This is a genomic window from Cellulomonas xylanilytica, assembly GCF_007989805.1.
In the GTDB taxonomy this organism is placed as follows: domain Bacteria; phylum Actinomycetota; class Actinomycetes; order Actinomycetales; family Cellulomonadaceae; genus Cellulomonas; species Cellulomonas xylanilytica.
Genome location: NZ_BJUB01000005.1, coordinates 1 through 16,655, shown reverse-complemented (window position 1 = coordinate 16,655; position 16,655 = coordinate 1). Strand labels below are relative to the sequence as shown.

Sequence of the window (16,655 nt, the reverse complement as noted above, 5' to 3'; positions counted from 1 at the left end):
CGTCATGTTCATCGCTCTCCCACCCGGAGCACCTCGCCCAGCCGGTCCTTCTTGCGGACCGCCGACTCGACCGCGACCGCCGCCAGCAGCGCGACCAGCACGACCGCGGCCGCGCCGACCACCGGGATCCAGGTCACCTGCAGCGCCGTCGCGCCCGGGTCGCCCGTCAGCAGGTCCAGACCCAGCGCGCCGGTGAGCAGCCACGGCACCCCGATGCCGATCACGGTGCCCGCCAGGACGGCGGCGAGAGCGAGGGGCGCCAGCTCGCCGAACGTCATCGCGCGGGCCGTGCGCGCGTCGAGCCCGAGGGTCCGCAGCGCCGACAGCGTCCGGCCGCGCTCGCGGCTGGTCGCGACCACCGTGAGCACCAGTGCGAGGGCGGCGTACCCGGCCAGGAGGACGCCGGTCGCGACGAGCAGGACCATGAGGCCCGCGTTGAGGGGCGACGTGCGCCAGGTGTCGAGCCAGTCGACGCGGGTCACGACGGTCACGCCGGGAGCGTCCGCCAGCCCGGCGTCCCGCACCGCCGCGGCGGCCCCCGGCCCGTCGACCCACACGGTGCTGGGTGCGGTGTCGGCGCCCGAGGCCGCGGCGAAGGTCTCGCGGTCGACGACGACGTACCCGTCGGGCACGGTCGCCGTGCTCGAGGTGCTCGGCAGGACCGGCGGGTGCTCCGCGGTCCCGACCACCTGCAGGTCGACGAACTCGTCGGAGCCCATGACCTCGGGCCGCACGAGGGTGGCCGTCCGCTGCAGGGACGGCGTGATCAGGACCGGGGTGCCGCCTCCCGTGGCGGCCGTGGCGAGCGTGGCGAGCCCGGGGTCGACGGGCCGGTCGTGCGCCTCGAGGATCTGGGCGAGCTCGGCGGCGTCGACGAGCACGAGCCGCGCCTTGACGCCGCTGTCCCGGCCGAACGTCCGTTCGCCCAGCGTCGTCGCCCCCGCGACGGCCGTGACGTCGGGCATCTCCCGCAGGGCGTCGATGTCGGCGTCGTCGAGCACCCCCTGGAGGCGCACGTCCGCACCGACCACGATGTCGGCCGCGACGTCCTGGCCGCGCTGCACGGTGACGGCGGTGGTGCCGCAGAAGACCACGAGCGCGACCGAGATGGTCAGGGTCAGCAGCGGTACGCGCGTCCCGGCGGTGCGGCTGGCCCGTGCGGTCGCCACGATCGGGACGATCCCGCGCCCGCGCGAGGACCGGCGCGACAGGGCACGGAGGGTCGGCGGCAGGATCCGGGCGACGAGGACCGTGGCCGCGGCGGCGAGGAGCACGGGGGTCGCGGCCAGGAGCAGGTCGACGCTGCCGGTCGCCGTCTGCAGGAGCCCGCGGCTGCGCACCGACACCAGCGCCGCCGCGGCGACCGCGACGAGGGTGAGCTCGGCCGTGAGGCGGCGCACGCGCCGGCGCCCGAGCACCCGCTCGCGGTCGGCGCGGTTGGCCGGCAGCCGCCGACCCGTCCAGGCGCCCGCCACGACGACCGAGGCCGCGACGGCGGGGGCCAGGGCGGCGACGACGACGATGACCGCCGCGACCACCCAGGTGCCTCGGCCGCCGGGGACGATCAGCCAGGCGCCCAGGGCCCCCACCACGGTGGCGGCGGCGGCCAGCGGGACGGTCTCGACCAGGGCCCGGAGCGCGACCGACGCGATGGACGCACCGCGTGCGCGCTCCGCGAGCAGGAAGGTCTCGCGGCGCACCACGAGCAGCCTCGCGGCCAGGACGAGCGCGAGCGCGCCGGCCACGGCGAGCCCGACGAGCAGGACGGACGTCTGCGCGGTCGCGGCGGTCAGCCGCTCGTCGGCGGTCCGCATGACGGCGTCCAGCGTGGTCTGGACGGCTGGTGTCCGGCCGTCCGACCCGGTCAGCGGGAGCGGGACGACGATCAGCTGGGCGGTGGCCCGCTCGATCGCGGCGATGTCCGTGGCGAGGAGGTCGGTGGGCTCGGCGGGGAAGCGGGTCGAGGTGCTCACGGACCGGTCGGCCTCGATCGCGAGCATCATGTCCGGCAGCGACTCGTCCGACAGCAGCATGGCCACGCGGCCCACGGCGGCCGCGGCGGCGGGTGCGGGCACCTGGTCGAGCAGGTCCGGGTACGTCGACCACACCGGTGACTCGGGATCGAGCGGCTCGTACAGGCCGCTCACGACCGCGAGCGGCGAGCGCCGCGTCGGGCCCGTCAGCTCGAGCCGCTGCCCGACGGTCAGGCCGAGCCGGTCCGCGGCCGCGGCGGAGATCCCGACCTGGACGAGGTACGGCTCGGCGGTGCCGACGGTCGGTTCGACGGAGGCGGACGGTTCGACCCCGTCCACCCAGCGGACGACCGGGTCCTCCCGGCCCGTGGTCGTGGCGACGTGCAGCAGCCGGGTCGCCAGCACGTCCTCGTCGTCGATGCGGGCGGTCAGGGGCGGGCTCTGCACGGCGGTGACCGGCGGCCCGGTGACTGCCTGCAGCTCCGGCGGGAGGGAGATCCGCATGTCCCGTGCCGCGTTCGAGACGAGGACGGAGGCGTTCTCGACGCGGACGGGCCTGCCGTCCATCCCGATGCTGCGCCCGCCGGGCGCGCCGCCGAGCACGGCGACGACGTCGGCCGAGGGTCCGGCGTCCAGCACGCTGCGCCGCACGCCCTCGTCGGCCATCTGGAGCACGACGCTGGGGACGGCCAGGGCGATGAGCACCGTCACGGCGAGCACCACCGCGGCGAGCGTCAGGAGCCCGGCGTCCTGCACGCTGCGGCGGCGCGCGACCAGAACCGCGTCCCCCGTGGTGGCGCGCCACCTGCTGGTGGTGCGGCTGCGCGTGGCCATGACGCTCATCGTTCGTCCCCCAGACGCAGGAGCTCGCCGGACGCCCGGCGCAGGAGCGAGTTGGTGGTCACCACGACGGCCAGGCCGACGAGCACGACGAGGGCGGTCACCAGCATCAGCTGGGTGGGCCAGGGCCACTGCACGACCACGGCCGGCACGGGCCGACCGCCCTCCGGCGACACGGTGACCAGCGGGGCGACCACGTGGCCCAGGAGCGCGCCGAGGGTCAGGCCGGCCAGCAGCCCGAGGATGCCGAGGATGCCGTGCTCCACGAGGACCGACCGGACGAGTCCCGGCCGGGACGCCCCCAGGGCCTGCAGGCGCGCCAGCTCGAGCCGCCGGGTCCGTACGGCCACGGTCGCGCTCATCGCGAACCCGGCGACGGCGAGTGCGACCGCGGCGATCGTGACGATCCAGAGCGCGGCCTGCACGCCGATCCGCAGCGGGCCGTCGGTGGCGGCCTGCCGGAGGGTGGCGCGGGACTCCGCGACGCCGAGGTCGGCCGTCGCGATGTGGTCGACGAGCGCCGGCGCGTCCTCGTCCGGCACCTGGAGCCACCACTCGTCCAGCAGCGGCGCCGTGAAGGAGCGGACGACGGCGGCGCGGGACAGGGCGTCGCGGTCGGCGAGGATCCCGGCACCCTTGGGCAGCCCGGGCAGGTAGGGCACCTCCCGCTCCATGACGACCGGGACCAGCACGCCGCCGAGATCCACCTCGAGCTCGTCGCCGACCTGCACCCCGAACGACGCCATCAGCGTGTCGGTGGCCAGGACGGGGACCGGCCCCGGGTCCGGGAACGTCGTCGCCGCGAACCCGGCGCCGTCGAACATCATGCGCACGATGTCGAGGGGACCGTCGACGTGCAGGCCCTCCTCGTCGGCGTCGATCGCCAGGGTGGCGCTGTTCCCGCGCTCGTCGGGCAGGCCCAGGACGTTCCAGGCCGGCTCCACCAGCGGGACGGCCGAGACGACGTCGTCCTCGACCGCCCGGACGTCGCGCAGGGTCACGCCGAACCTGAGCTCGCCCGACTGGTCGGCACTCAGGAACTTCTGCGGGTCCTCGACCTCGGCGAAGGTGCGCACCGTCATGCCGACGAGAGCCAGGTCACCGGCCCCCTCGGGAAGCGGTACGGCGATGTCGTCCTCGGTGCCCACCAGGGCCATCGCGGCAAGCTCGACGGGGACGCGGTTCGCCATGTCGTCCTGCAGGACGAGCGTGACGAGCATCGTGCCCGGCAGCGCCAGGTTCGCCTCGCTCACCACGTCGACGAGCAGGCTCGTGGGGGACCCGGGCAGCGGCAGCGCACCGTCCGGCCCCACCGGGTGCAGCGGGGTGGACAGGGCGTCCCACGTCGGGGAGATCCGTCCACGCAGCAGCTCGGCGGCGAGCGTCGTGTCGATCGCCAGGAGGTTGGCGGACCGGCGGCGGACCTCCACCCCGAGCATGGACGGCTGACCCAGGTCGACCGAGCGGTTGGCGGCCGCGCTGGCCTCCTGCACGTCGGGCAGGCCCGTGGCGACGGCCGCCTGCGTGACGGGAGACCCCGCCATCCGGTCGAGCCGGACGTCGGTCCCGATCGCCAGGTCGGCCTGCTCTGCCTGCGACGTGCGCCAGGTGCTCAGGAACGACTGGGAGAACGACCCGACGGCGAGGGCGAGCGTCAGCAGCAGCACCGCCCCCGCGGCACGAGCGGGCCGGCGGCCGACCTCCCAGGCCGCGAGCGGCGAGATCAGGGACCGGCTGCGCGCCGCGAGGCGCTCGCCCGTCCCGGTGACCAGCGGCAGCAGGCGCAGCGCGAGCACGGCGCCGGCGAGCAGGAGCAGGGCGGGTGCGGCGACGAGGACCGGGTCGAGCGTCGTGGCACCGGTCGCCGCGACGGGCGAGCGGTAGGTGCTGAGCTGCCACACCGCGACCCCGGCCAGCCCCAGCAGCGCGAGGTCCGCCCCGGACCGGGCGAGGGCCCCTCGCCGGTCCTGACGCACCAGCTGCTGCTCTGCGTCGACCACGCTGCCGCGACGCCGCAGCAGCGGTCCGAGCAGCACGCCGGCGAGCACGAACGAGGAGACGGCGCAGGTGATCCACAGCGACGGCGGGCGGCCCGGGTCGTGGTGGAGCCCGGCGCGGGCCAGCGGGCCGACCGCGGTGATCGCCTGGAACAGCAGTCCGGCGAGCCAGGGGGAGACGAGCGTGGTGATCAGCGCGACGGCCGCCGCCTCGAGGGCGGCCAGTCCGAGCAGCTGACGTCCCGAGGCGCCCCGTGAGGCCATGAGCGTCTGCTCCGGGGCGCGCCGGTCGGCCAGCAGCCGGGCCGCGAGCAGCAGCACCGTCACGGTGAGGACCACGAGCATCAGGCCGACGATGACGAGGCTCACCCGGGTGACGGCCAGGTTGGACTCAGCGACGTCGATGGTCGCGCCCAGGCGTGTCCGGAGCAGGCTGCCGAGGGTCACGTCGTCGGTGGCGGCGACGAGCGCGGCCTGCCCCTCGTCGAGCCGGCCGCGCATGGCGTCGACGGCGCCGGGCGGGCTGTCGACGAGCTCCGGAGCGGCGACCAGGTCGATCGACAGGACGCTGCCCGGAGCGGTCAGCGCCTCCGGGGCGACGACGAACGGGCCCCACGCGTCGGTGACCACGAACCCGAAGCTGCCCGGGACCGGGTAGGACGGGTCGTGCTCCAGGCCCTGCAGCACGTCCCGGGTCCAGAGGCGGCTGGCACCGGTCAGCTCGTGCACACCGACCACGACGACGGCGCTCTCGGCGTAGGTGCCCATGTTCTGCACGGGCAGCTCGGTGCCGACCGTCCAGCCGTACTCCTCGGCGGCGACCTGCGGCACGGACACCTCGACGCGTCCGGCGTCGTCCGTGGCGGTCGTGGGCCACTGCCCGGCCAGCAGCGTGGCGTTCGTCTCCAGGCGCGGGTTCGACGCGAGGTACGCGAGGGGCGGGACGGCCTGCGCCTCCCCGAGCAGCCGGTACATGGGCGACGCGGTCCACTGCGTGCGGGTGGAGGAGACCTCACCGAGCAGGCTGTCGAGGAAGGCGCTGCCGGCCGCGGCGGCCTCCACGGGGTCGGAACGCTCCAGCCGGAGCTCGACGTCGACGTCCGTGTCCTGCGCGGGCGCCTCGTTGAGCGCGGTGTCCATCGCCCGGTTCTCGCTGGTGAACAGCAGGAGCGCGAACGTGCCCAGCAGCGTGGAGCCGATCAGCGCGACGGCGAGGACCGCGGCCAGCAGCGTGCGCTGGGCGGCGGCGCGGTGCCGCAGCACTCGCAGGCTCCAGCCCATCCGACCTCCTCGTCTCGGGGCGCGGCCGACGTCGGGACGTCGCTGCGCGGTCCGGCGATCGTATGGGAGCAGAACCGAGGTGTGGGAGCGATCCCGCGGTTGTGATCGAACCGATACGAACGGGCGCGACAGGGTCTGCCGGGACGGGTATATTCCGACCGGAATATTTGATGCGGAGGTGATGTCATGGCGAAGCTCTCCGCGGTCGCGGTGCTGGTCCTCGGCCTGCTGCACGAGCAGCCGATGCATCCGTACCAGCTCCACCAGACCCTGGTCGAGCGCGGCGACACCCGGATCGTCCGCGTCAACCCCGGCGCCGTCTACCACGGCGTCGAGCGGCTCGAGCGGGACGGGCTGGTCGAGGTCGTCCGGACCGACCGTGCCGGAAGGCGACCCGAGCGCACCACCTACCGGATCACCGACGCGGGCCGGGCAGAGTTCGCCGCCCGCCTCACCAGCCTGCTGGGCGACGAGCACCCGAGCTACCCGCTGTTCTCCGTCGGGCTGGCGGAGGCCAACGAGCTGCCGGCCGACGAGGTCGTCACGCAGCTGGTCCGGCGACGTGACCGCGCGGTCGCCCACCGGGACCACCTCGCGGCGTCCTCCGACTCGGTCAGCCGCCTCGGGCTGCCCCGGCGCTACCTGCTCGACGTCGACCACGCGCTGGCCACGCTGCGCGCCGAGATCGACTGGCTCGACCGCACGATCACCGAGCTGCGCTCCGGCGACCTCGACTGGACCAGCCCCATCCCCGACTCGTTCCACGAGGCGAAGCGCACGCTGCGCGCCCTCGACCCCCACCCGAAGGACGTCCCATGAGCACTGAGCAGCCCCGCGCGCTCGTCGACCTGCACGGGCGCAGCCCGTGGAGCATCCTGCCCGCGCTGTGCCTCGGCTTCTTCATGATCATGGTGGACACCACGATCGTGAACATCGCCATCCCGTCGCTGGTCACGGCCTTCGACGCGGACCTGACGGCGGTCGGCTGGGTGAACAGCGCCTACCTGCTGACCTTCGCCACGCTGCTCCTGGTCACCGGACGGCTGGGCGACCGGTTCGGCCCCCGGCCCGTCTTCGTGCTCGGCCTCGTCATCTTCACCGTGACGTCGCTGCTCTGCGGCCTGTCCGGGTCCATCGAGATGCTCATCGTCGCCCGCGCGCTGCAGGGGGTCGGCGCCGCGCTGATGACCCCGCAGACGATGTCGATGATCACCCGCGTCTTCCCGCCGCAGAAGCGGGGCGCCGCGATGGGGCTGTGGGGTGCGGTCGCCGGCATCGCGACCATCACCGGGCCGGTGCTCGGGGGGCTGCTGGTGCAGACCGTCGGCTGGGAGTGGATCTTCTACGTCAACATCCCCGTCGGGGTCGTGGCCCTCGTCCTCGCGCTGCGGACGCTCCCCGCGCTCCCCACGGCGAACAGGTCGTTCGACGGTCTCGGCGTCCTGCTCTCCGTGGTGGGCATGTTCCTCGTCGTGTTCGGCATCCAGGAAGGCGCGACCTTCGACTGGGGCACCATCACCGGACCGGTCACCGTGTGGGGCGTCATCGCCGCCGGCGTGCTCGTGCTCGTCGGCTTCGTGCTCTGGCAGCGCCACCGCGGCAGCGACGCCCTGCTGCCGCTGAGCCTCTTCCACAGCCGCAACTTCTCGCTGTCCAACGTCGCGGGCGGCGCCGTGACGTTCGCGATGATCGGCATCTTCTTCCCGTTCACCCTGTTCCTGCAGGAGGTGCTCGGCCTCAGCCCCCTGAACGCCGCGCTCGTCGGGCTCCCCGGTTCGCTCCTGTCCGGCGTCGTCGCCCCGTTCGCGGGCCGGCTGTCGGACAGGGTCGCGGGCAAGTGGGTCGTCGCCAGCGGGTTCGCCATCCTGTCGGTCGCCATCACGTGGCTCGCGCTCGCGGTGCAGCCGGACGCGCCGGTCTGGCACCTGGTGCTCCCGATGACGCTGTTCGGCATCGGCACCGGCGCCCTGTTCTCCCCGCTCGCCAACCTGGCGACCTCGGGGCTGGACGGCCGCACCGCCGGCGCCGGTGCCGGCGCGTTCAACACGACCCGGCAGATCGGCGGCGTCATCGGCTCCGCCGCGATCGTCGCGATGCTGACCTCCCGGCTCGCGGTCACCATCCCGGCCGCCGCCGAGGCCGCCGCGGACCAGGTGCCCGAGCAGTTCCGGCAGTCCTTCGTCGACGGGTTCGCGTCCGGGAGCTTCGCGAGCGGCGCTGCCCCCGAGCTGCCGTCGTCCGTGCCGGCCGACGTCGCCGCACAGATCGGTCAGGTCGCGCAGCAGGCCGTGCACTCCGGGTTCGCCACCGCGGTGACGCAGACGATGCTGCTGACGGTCGCGGTGCTGGTGCTGGGGCTGGTCTCCAGCCTGGCCATGAAGGGCGGACGCCCGGTCCACCACGCGCCGACGCAGGAGCGCGTTCCCGCCGAGGTCTGACGGGACGACGACGGCCCCGGTCCCACGGACCGGGGCCGTCGTCGTCGGATCAGGCCTGCGGCGGTCGCGTCATGCTCAGGACGTCCAGCGCGCTGTCCAGCTGCTCCTCGGTGACCTCGCCGCGCTCGACGAAGCCGAGGTCGATCACGGCGGCCCGCACGGTGATCCCGTGCTTGACCGCGTGCTTGGCGATCTTCGCGGCGGCCTCGTACCCGATCACCCGGTTCAGCGGCGTGACGATCGACGGCGACGACTCGGCCAGCTCACGGGCGCGCTCCACGTTGGCGACGAGCCCCACGACGGTCTTGTCGGCGAGCAGCCGCGACGCGTTGGCCAGCAGCCGCACCGACTCCAGCACCCCGGCGGCGATCACGGGGATCTGCACGTTGAGCTCGAACGACCCGCTCGCACCGGCCCACGCGACGGTGGCGTCGTTGCCGACGACGCGCGCGGCGACCATGAGCACGGCCTCGGGGATGACCGGGTTGACCTTGCCGGGCATGATCGAGGACCCCGGCTGCAGGTCGGGGATCGCGAGCTCCCCGAGCCCCGTGTTCGGGCCGGAGCCCATCCAGCGCAGGTCGTTGCAGATCTTGGTGAGGCTGACCGCGATCGTGCGCAGCGCCCCCGACAGCTCGACCAGGCCGTCGCGCGAGCTCTGCGCCTCGAAGTGGTCGCGCGCCTCCGTCAGCGGCAGGCCCGTGTCCTCGCGCAGCAGCGCGATGACGCGCTGCGGGAAGCCCGCCGGGGTGTTGATGCCGGTCCCGACGGCGGTCCCGCCCAGCGGGACCTCGGCCGCGCGGGGGAGCGCCGACTCGAGCCGCTCGATGCCGTACCGGACCGCGGCCGCGTAGCCACCGAACTCCTGGCCGAGCGTGACCGGCGTGGCGTCCATGAGGTGCGTCCGGCCCGACTTGACCACCTGCGCCCACTCGACGGACTTCGCCTCGAGCGCGCCCGCGAGGTGCTCCAGCGCCGGGATGAGGTCGCGCACGACGCCCGCGGTCGCGGCCACGTGCACCGACGTCGGGAACACGTCGTTGGACGACTGCGACGCGTTGACGTGGTCGTTCGGGTGCACGTCGCGCCCGAGCCGCCGCGTCGCCAGCGTCGCGAGCACCTCGTTGGTGTTCATGTTCGAGCTGGTGCCCGAGCCGGTCTGGTAGACGTCGATCGGGAAGTCGCCGTCGTGCGCACCGCCGGCGACGTCGTCCGCGGCGGCGACGATGGCGTCCGCGACGTCCTGCTCCAGCACGCCCAGCTCGGCGTTCGCGCGGGCCGCGGCCTTCTTGATGCGGGCGAGCGCCTCGATGTGGCTGCGTTCGAGGCGGCTGCCGGAGATCGGGAAGTTCTCGACCGCCCGCTGGGTCTGTGCGCGGTAGAGGGCGTCGACCGGGACGCGCACCTCACCCATCGTGTCGTGCTCGATGCGGAACTCAGAAGTCATGCGAGCCATCCTGCCGCACGACTACGCCCCCACGTCCCCCAGCGACTCCGTGAGGTGGACGGTCCCGTCGGCGAGCGTGTACTCGAGCCCGACGATCGCGACCCGCCCCTCCGTGACCGACTCCGCGAGCGACCGCGAGTAGCCCTGGAGCATCTGCACCGTGTGCCGGACGTGCTCGTGGCCGAAGGCGGCGGGGTCGACGCTGTCCAGGGCGCCCAGGCCACCGCCGCCGAGGTTCACGATGCTCGGGATGACCCGGTCGACGATCGCGCGCACGAACCCGGTGGGCAGCTCGCCCGTGGTCAGGGCGGTCGTCGCGGCGGCGACCGCGCCGCAGCTGTCATGGCCGAGGACGACGACCAGCGACGCCCCGAGGACGTCCACGCCGTACTCGATGGAACCGATGACGGTGGTGTCCAGCACGTGGCCGGCGGTGCGGACCACGAACACGTCGCCGAGGCCCTGGTCGAAGATGATCTCGGCGGCCACCCGGGAGTCCGAGCAGCCGAAGATCACCGCGTACGGGTGCTGGGCGACGCTCAGCTCGGTGCGGTGGTCGGCGCCTTGCGACGGGTGGAGCATCTCGCCGCGGACGAACCGCTCGTTCCCCTCGCGCAGCGCGGACCAGGCTTCGGCAGGTGTGGTGGGACGTGGCACGGCGCCATGGTCGCAGGTCATGGCGCCGGACGGGAGCCCGTCTCCAGTGGCGGGCACCTCCGGGCGGGAGTACCAAAGACCCAGAGGCGACCACGTCTCGGTCTTCGGAGGTGTTCCGTGCGACGACGCACACGAGCTCTCGCCCTCGTCGTGGGGGCAGCGGTCGCCGCTCCGCTGGCCGCGTGCGCGGGATCCGGGTCCGGCACTCCCGTGCTCACCTGGTACATCAACCCGGACGACGGCGGTCAGGCGGAGATCGCGAAGCAGTGCACGGAGTCCGCGGAGGGGCAGTACGTCATCGAGACGTCGCTCCTGCCCCGGGACGCCAGCGCCCAGCGCGAGCAGCTGGCCCGACGCCTGGCCGCCAAGGACCCGTCCATCGACCTCATGAGTCTCGACCCCCCGTTCATCCCCGAGATGGCGGAGCCCGGGTTCCTCGCGCCCGTGCCGGAGGACGTGGCGTCGCGGGTGTCCGAGAACGTCGTGGCCGGTGCGCTCGCGGGGGCGACCTGGGGCGACGAGCTGGTCACCGTCCCGTTCTGGGCGAACACGCAGCTGCTCTGGTACCGCAAGTCCGTCGCGGAGGCGGCCGGGCTGGACCCGGCCGCGGCACCGGTGACGTGGGACCAGATCATCACCGCCGCGCAGGACCAGGACAAGCTGCTCGGCGTCCAGGGCACCAAGGCGGAGTCCCTCACCGTGTGGATCAACGCCCTCGTCGCCTCGGCCGGGGGGACGATCATCGAGAACCCGGAGGCGCCGGCCGACGAGATCACCCTCGGGCTGGAGAGCCCCGCGGGTGAGGCCGCCGCGACGATCATGGGCACGATCGGCGAGTCGGGCGGCGTCGGCGGACCCGGCCTGCCGACCGAGGACGAGGGCGCGTCGCTGTCCATCTTCCAGGGCGACCGGGGCTCGTTCATGGTCAACTGGCCGTTCGTGTGGTCGGCCACGAAGGCCGGCGTCGAGGACGGCACGTTCGAGCAGTCACTGCTCGACGACATCGGCTGGGCGCTGTACCCCCAGGTGACCGAGGACCAGCAGACCGCTCCGCCGTACGGCGGCATCAACCTCGGCGTCGGAGCCTTCAGCGAGCACGTCGACCTCGCCTACGAGGCGGCGGAGTGCATCGTCACCCCGGAGCACCAGGCGCAGTACTTCGCGACGAACGGCAACCCGCCGTCCAACACCGAGGCCTACGACGACCCCGCCGTCTCGGAGGCGTTCCCGATGGCGGACGTCATCCGGGAGTCGCTCGAGATCGCCGTGCCCCGGCCGCAGACGCCGTACTACAACGAGGTGTCCTCCGGTCTGCAGCAGACGTGGCACCCGCCGAGCGCGGTGACCCCGGAGGTCACGCCGACCGAGTCGACGGACCTGATCACAGCCGTCCTTCGAGGGGAGCAGCTGCTATGAGCACCGCATCGACGGGGGCTGGTGCGGTCAAGCAGCAGGTTCCCTCGGGCGCTCGACCCGACCTGCGCGACGACGCGGCGAAGGCGGGCCGCAGCGACCGCGCGAAGGCCGAGGCGCGCCTCGGCTGGTTGCTCGCCGGGCCGGCGTTCGTCGTCATGCTCGCCGTCACGCTGTACCCGATCCTGCAGGCCTTCTACGACTCCCTGTTCCACTTCCGCCTGACCGCGCCGGACGACAGGCGCTGGGCGGGCCTGAGCAACTACGCGGTCGTGCTCTCCGACCCGATCTTCTGGCAGGCGCTCGGGGTCACCGTCTTCATCACGGTGGTGACGGTCGTGATCGAGCTCGTCCTCGGGTTCGCGCTCGCGCTGGTCATGCACCGCGCCATCACCCAGCTCCGCGGCCTGCTGCGCACCGCGATCCTGGTGCCCTACGGGATCATCACGGTCGTCTCGGCGTTCGCCTGGTTCTACGCCTTCGCCATCGACTCGGGGTACATCAACCACTGGTTCGACTGGGTGCCCGGCATCAGCGCGGACCTCAACTGGTTCGCGCAGCAGGGCACCAGCCTCTTCGTGATCATCCTGTCGGAGATCTGGAAGACCACGCCGTTCATCTCGCTGCTCCTGCTCGCCGGCCTCTCGCAGGTGCCGACGGAGCTCGAGGAGGCGGCGGAGGTCGACGGCGCCACGTGGTGGCAGCGGCTGACGCGGGTGGTCCTGCCGAACATGAAGGCCGCGATCATGGTCGCCGTCCTGTTCCGTGCGCTCGACGCGTTCCGCATCTTCGACAACGTGTTCATCATGACCAACGGCGCGAACGGCACGGAGGTGCTGTCGCTGCTCGCCTACCGGACGTCGATCGGACGGCTCGAGATCGGCCTCGGGTCCGCGATCTCCGTGCTCCTCTTCCTGTGCGTGATCCTGATCTGCTGGATCGCGGTCAAGCTCTTCAAGGTCGATCTGGCCGGCGGCGCGAGGGGAGCGAGCTGATGAAGCAGCTGTCCACCAGGGCGAAGTGGGCCTGGGCCCTCATCACGATCTTCGTCATCACCTACGCCCTCTTCCCGATCGTCTCGATCTTCGCGACGTCGTTCAAGCTGCCCAGCCAGCTCAACCTGGGGCTGTTCTGGCCGAAGACCTGGACGTTGGTGAACTACGAGGAGATCCTCGCGCCGGGCGGTTCCGCCCAGACGCTGTTCCTGTCGTCGCTGCGCAACTCGATCGGCATCTGCCTGATCGCCACCGCCATCGCCGTCGTCCTGGCCACGCTCGCGGCCTACGCGATCGCCCGTCTGGACTTCCCCGGCAAGCGGCTGGTGCTGCTCACCGCGCTGGGCGTGTCGATCTTCCCGGTGATCTCGATCGTCACGCCCCTGTTCAACCTGTGGCGCAACATCGGCCTCTACGACACCTGGCTCGGGCTGATCATCCCGTACCTGTCGCTCACGCTCCCCATCTCCATCTGGACCCTCGCGGCGTTCTTCCGCCAGATCCCGTGGGAGCTCGAGCAGGCTGCCCAGGTCGACGGTGCGACCACCTGGCAGGCGTTCCGCAAGGCGATCGTGCCGCTGGCAGCACCCGGGGTGTTCACCACCGCGCTGATCGCGTTCTTCATCGCGTGGAACGACTTCGTCTACGGGATCTCGCTGACCTCGACCGACCGCGCGCGTCCTGTGCCCGCGGCGCTGGCCTTCTTCACCGGTGCCTCCCAGTTCGAGGAGCCGACCGGGTCGATCTCCGCCGCCGCCATCATCGTGACCGTCCCGGTAGTCATCCTCGTCCTGCTGTTCCAACGCCAGATCGTGTCCGGCCTGACCCAGGGCGCCGTCAAGGGCTGAGCCCGCGCACAGCCCGTCCCACGAAGGAGATCCGATGGCCGCCATCACCCTCAAGGACATCGTCAAGCAGTACGGCGACGGCTTCCTCGCCGTGAAGGGCGTGAGCCTCGACATCGCCGACGGCGAGTTCGTCATCCTGGTCGGGCCCTCCGGCTGCGGGAAGTCGACGCTGCTGCGCATGATCGTCGGCCTTGAGGACATCACCGCCGGCGAGCTGACCATCGGCGGGACGCGGGTCAACGACAAGGCACCCCGCGACCGCAAGCTCGCGATGGTGTTCCAGAACTACGCGCTCTACCCGCACCTGACGGTCTTCGAGAACATCGCCTTCCCGCTGCGCCTGCAGAAGGGGCAGTTCACCGAGGCGCAGATCACGGAGAAGGTCGAGTTCGCCGCGAAGACGCTCGAGCTCCAGGACCACCTGCAGCGCAAGCCCGCGAACCTCTCCGGTGGTCAGCGCCAGCGCGTCGCGATGGGCCGCGCCATCGTCCGGGAGGCGCAGGCGTTCCTCTTCGACGAGCCCCTGTCCAACCTCGACGCCAAGCTGCGCGGCCAGATGCGCACCGAGATCGCCCGGATGCAGCGCCGGCTCGGGACCACGACGGTCTACGTCACCCACGACCAGACCGAGGCCATGACCCTGGGCGACCGGGTCGCGGTGCTCCGCAAGGGCGAGCTCCAGCAGGTGGCCAGCCCGCGCGGTCTCTACGAGCAGCCCGTGAACCTCTTCGTCGCCGGCTTCATCGGCTCACCGCCCATGAACTTCCTGCCGGGGGAGGTGGACGGGTCGACGATGCACCTCCCGTTCGCCGACGTGCCGATCTCGGCAGACCTGGCGCCCAAGCTCGGCGGCAAGGACGTCGTGATCGTCGGCATCCGCCCCGAGCACTTCGAGGACGCCAACCTCCTCGAGGAGTCCAAGGTGTCGTCCGGGGTCACGTTCACCGCTCCCGTGGACGTCAGCGAGTGGCTGGGCTCGGAGCTCTACGCCTACATCCCCTTCGAGACGAACCCTGACGTCGCGACGACCCTGGAGGAGCTCGACCGGGACCTCGACGGCGAGGGGCTGCGCACCCAGCTCATCGTCACGCTCGGGTCGGAGACCAAGATCCGCGACGGCGACGACGCCCAGCTCTGGTTCGACCCCGCCCGCATGATGGTGTTCGACCCCGAGACCGGGGAGAACCTCACGTGGGACGCCGACGCCGCCAGGACGATCGACCAGGAGAACGAGGCCGACCGCAAGGCGTCCCTGGAACGCGCACAGGCGCGCGAGAAGGCCAGCGCCTGACCGTCCGCCCCCACGCCCGCGCCGCGGCCGGGGTCACCCGGCCGCGCTCGGCCCGGGTGGCGCTCCGTCTCAGCCGAGCTCGGCGAGGCGGGGCGGGTTGGCGCCCGCCCGTGACACCGTGATCGCCGCGATGCGTGCGCACCGCTCGAGCACGGCCTCGACCGTGGCGGCGTCGACGTCGGCCAGCGCCTGGCGGCGGTCCGCCCCGAGCAGCCCCGCCGACCACAGACCGTCGATCAGCCCGCCCATGAACGAGTCCCCGGCACCCACGGTGTCGGCCACCTGCACCGACGGTGCCTCGACCGAGATGCGCGCGCCCGCCGACGTGCTGGCGAACGCCCCCTCGCCCCCGTGCGTGACGACGACGAGCGAGGGCCCGGACCGGCTCCACTCCTCGGCGATCTCCGCCGGCGCGACGCCCGGGTGCAGCCAGGCGAGGTCCTCGTCGCTGACCTTGACCACGTCGGCCACCCGGACCAGGGCCTCGACGACCGGCAGGGCGTGCGCGGGCGAACCCATCAGCACGGGCCGCAGGTTGGGGTCGTAGGTGATCGTCGACGTCTCGCGGCGGCGGCCCACGATCGAGGCGACGGCCGCTCCGCCGGGCTGCAGCACGGTCGCGATGGAGCCGGTGTGGACAACCAGCGGGTCGCCGGCGTCCTCGTCCCACGTCTCCGGCAGGTCCCACTTGAGGTCGAACTCGTACGAGGCGGTCCCGGTGGCGTCGAGGTGGGCGGTGGCGACCGGGGTGCGCAGCGGCGACCGGTTGCCCTCCAGGACGGTGACCCCGGACCCGCGCAGGTGCTCGCGCACGAGGTCCCCGGCGGCGTCCTGACCGAGCCACGTCAGCAGGTCCACCCGCCGACCGAGGCGACCGAGCCCGAGCGCGACGTTGGCGGGGCTGCCACCGGGGTGCTCCGCGCGGCTGCCGTCCGGGCGGGCGACGACGTCGATGAGCGCCTCGCCGATGACGAGGGCGCGGTCTGCGGTCGGCGGGGTCATCGTGCCTCCTGGTCGTCCGTGCTGCCGTCCGTGCTGTCGTTCGTGCTGACGTTCGTCGGGGTGCGCGTCTCGCGGACGGCGGCCAGGCGCTCGCGTGCACCGTCCAGCCACTCCTGGCACCGCGTCGCCAGCGCCTCGCCGCGCTCCCAGAGCGCGAGCGACTCCTCGAGGGTCGCGGCGCCGGCCTCGAGCCTGGCCACGACCGCGACGAGCTCGTCGCGGGCCTCCTCGTAGCCGAGGGCGGCGACGTCGGCGTTCGGGTCGGGCGGCGTGGCCGGCGGGGTGGCGGGGGAGGACGAGGACGGCTTCGGCACGGGGACAGTCAACCAGCAGGCGGCCACACTCCCGACGGCCGGACCCGCCGGACGAGACGCCGAGCCGGAACCGCCTGACGACGCGTAGAGCCGGAACCGCCGACTAGGGCGTGGAGCCGGACCCGCCTGACGACGCGTAGAGCCGGAACCGCCGACTAG

12 protein-coding genes are annotated in these 16,655 nt (G+C 72.9%); 6 read left to right on the top strand and 6 right to left on the bottom strand.

Going from position 1 to position 16,655, the window contains the following annotated elements; translation table 11 throughout:
* Positions 1-8 precede the first annotated feature (8 nt).
* Positions 9-2,807 (bottom strand): FtsX-like permease family protein, encoded by a 2,799-nt coding sequence (locus CXY01_RS08900; RefSeq protein WP_146927088.1) that lies wholly within the window; start codon positions 2,805-2,807, stop codon positions 9-11.
* 5 nt (positions 2,808-2,812) lie between these two features.
* Complete coding sequence (locus CXY01_RS08895) at positions 2,813-6,091, bottom strand: FtsX-like permease family protein (RefSeq protein WP_146927087.1); 3,279 nt, start codon at positions 6,089-6,091, stop codon at positions 2,813-2,815.
* Positions 6,092-6,277: 186 nt separating this feature from the next.
* Between CXY01_RS08895 and CXY01_RS08890 the strand changes: the two genes are divergently transcribed.
* Positions 6,278-6,910: a PadR family transcriptional regulator gene (locus CXY01_RS08890; protein ID WP_146927086.1), complete on the top strand. Its 633-nt coding sequence runs from the start codon at positions 6,278-6,280 to the stop codon at positions 6,908-6,910.
* The gene (locus CXY01_RS08885) at positions 6,907-8,529 is read left to right on the top strand and encodes a DHA2 family efflux MFS transporter permease subunit (RefSeq protein WP_146927085.1); all 1,623 of its coding nucleotides are present in this window, start codon (positions 6,907-6,909) and stop codon (positions 8,527-8,529) included. The genes CXY01_RS08890 and CXY01_RS08885 overlap by 4 nt, the downstream gene beginning before the upstream one ends.
* Before the next feature lie 49 nt (positions 8,530-8,578).
* On the opposite strand, the gene CXY01_RS08880 is transcribed toward CXY01_RS08885, so the two are convergent.
* Positions 8,579-9,976 (bottom strand): class II fumarate hydratase, encoded by a 1,398-nt coding sequence (locus tag CXY01_RS08880; RefSeq protein ID WP_246125189.1) that lies wholly within the window; start codon positions 9,974-9,976, stop codon positions 8,579-8,581.
* A gap of 21 nt (positions 9,977-9,997) precedes the next feature.
* Positions 9,998-10,654, bottom strand: coding sequence for a carbonic anhydrase (locus CXY01_RS08875; RefSeq protein WP_146927083.1), 657 nt, complete (start codon positions 10,652-10,654; stop codon positions 9,998-10,000).
* Between the two features lie 96 nt (positions 10,655-10,750).
* Here CXY01_RS08875 and CXY01_RS08870 point away from each other — a divergent pair, with 96 nt between their 5' ends.
* From CXY01_RS08870 to CXY01_RS08855, 4 genes are read left to right on the top strand one after another with little or no spacing between them, the layout of a single operon-like run.
* Positions 10,751-12,049 carry an extracellular solute-binding protein gene (locus CXY01_RS08870; RefSeq protein ID WP_246125186.1) on the top strand — a complete coding sequence of 433 codons (1,299 nt, stop codon included), beginning with the start codon at positions 10,751-10,753 and terminating at the stop codon, positions 12,047-12,049.
* A complete protein-coding gene (locus CXY01_RS08865; protein ID WP_146927081.1) occupies positions 12,046-13,041 on the top strand; it encodes a carbohydrate ABC transporter permease in 996 nt (331 codons plus the stop codon). Before CXY01_RS08870 ends, CXY01_RS08865 begins: the two co-directional genes overlap by 4 nt.
* A complete protein-coding gene (locus tag CXY01_RS08860) occupies positions 13,041-13,889 on the top strand; it encodes a carbohydrate ABC transporter permease (RefSeq protein WP_146927080.1) in 849 nt (282 codons plus the stop codon). Before CXY01_RS08865 ends, CXY01_RS08860 begins: the two co-directional genes overlap by 1 nt.
* Before the next feature lie 34 nt (positions 13,890-13,923).
* Entirely contained in the window at positions 13,924-15,180 is a 1,257-nt protein-coding gene (locus CXY01_RS08855) for an ABC transporter ATP-binding protein (protein WP_146927079.1), read from the top strand.
* Between the two features lie 69 nt (positions 15,181-15,249).
* On the opposite strand, the gene CXY01_RS08850 is transcribed toward CXY01_RS08855, so the two are convergent.
* Together CXY01_RS08850 and CXY01_RS08845 are read right to left on the bottom strand one after the other, a co-directional pair.
* Positions 15,250-16,182 carry a carbohydrate kinase family protein gene (locus CXY01_RS08850; protein WP_146927078.1) on the bottom strand — a complete coding sequence of 311 codons (933 nt, stop codon included), beginning with the start codon at positions 16,180-16,182 and terminating at the stop codon, positions 15,250-15,252.
* A complete protein-coding gene (locus CXY01_RS08845; RefSeq protein ID WP_146927077.1) occupies positions 16,179-16,496 on the bottom strand; it encodes an exodeoxyribonuclease VII small subunit in 318 nt (105 codons plus the stop codon). The genes CXY01_RS08850 and CXY01_RS08845 overlap by 4 nt, the downstream gene beginning before the upstream one ends.
* Between the last annotated feature and the right edge of the window lie 159 nt (positions 16,497-16,655).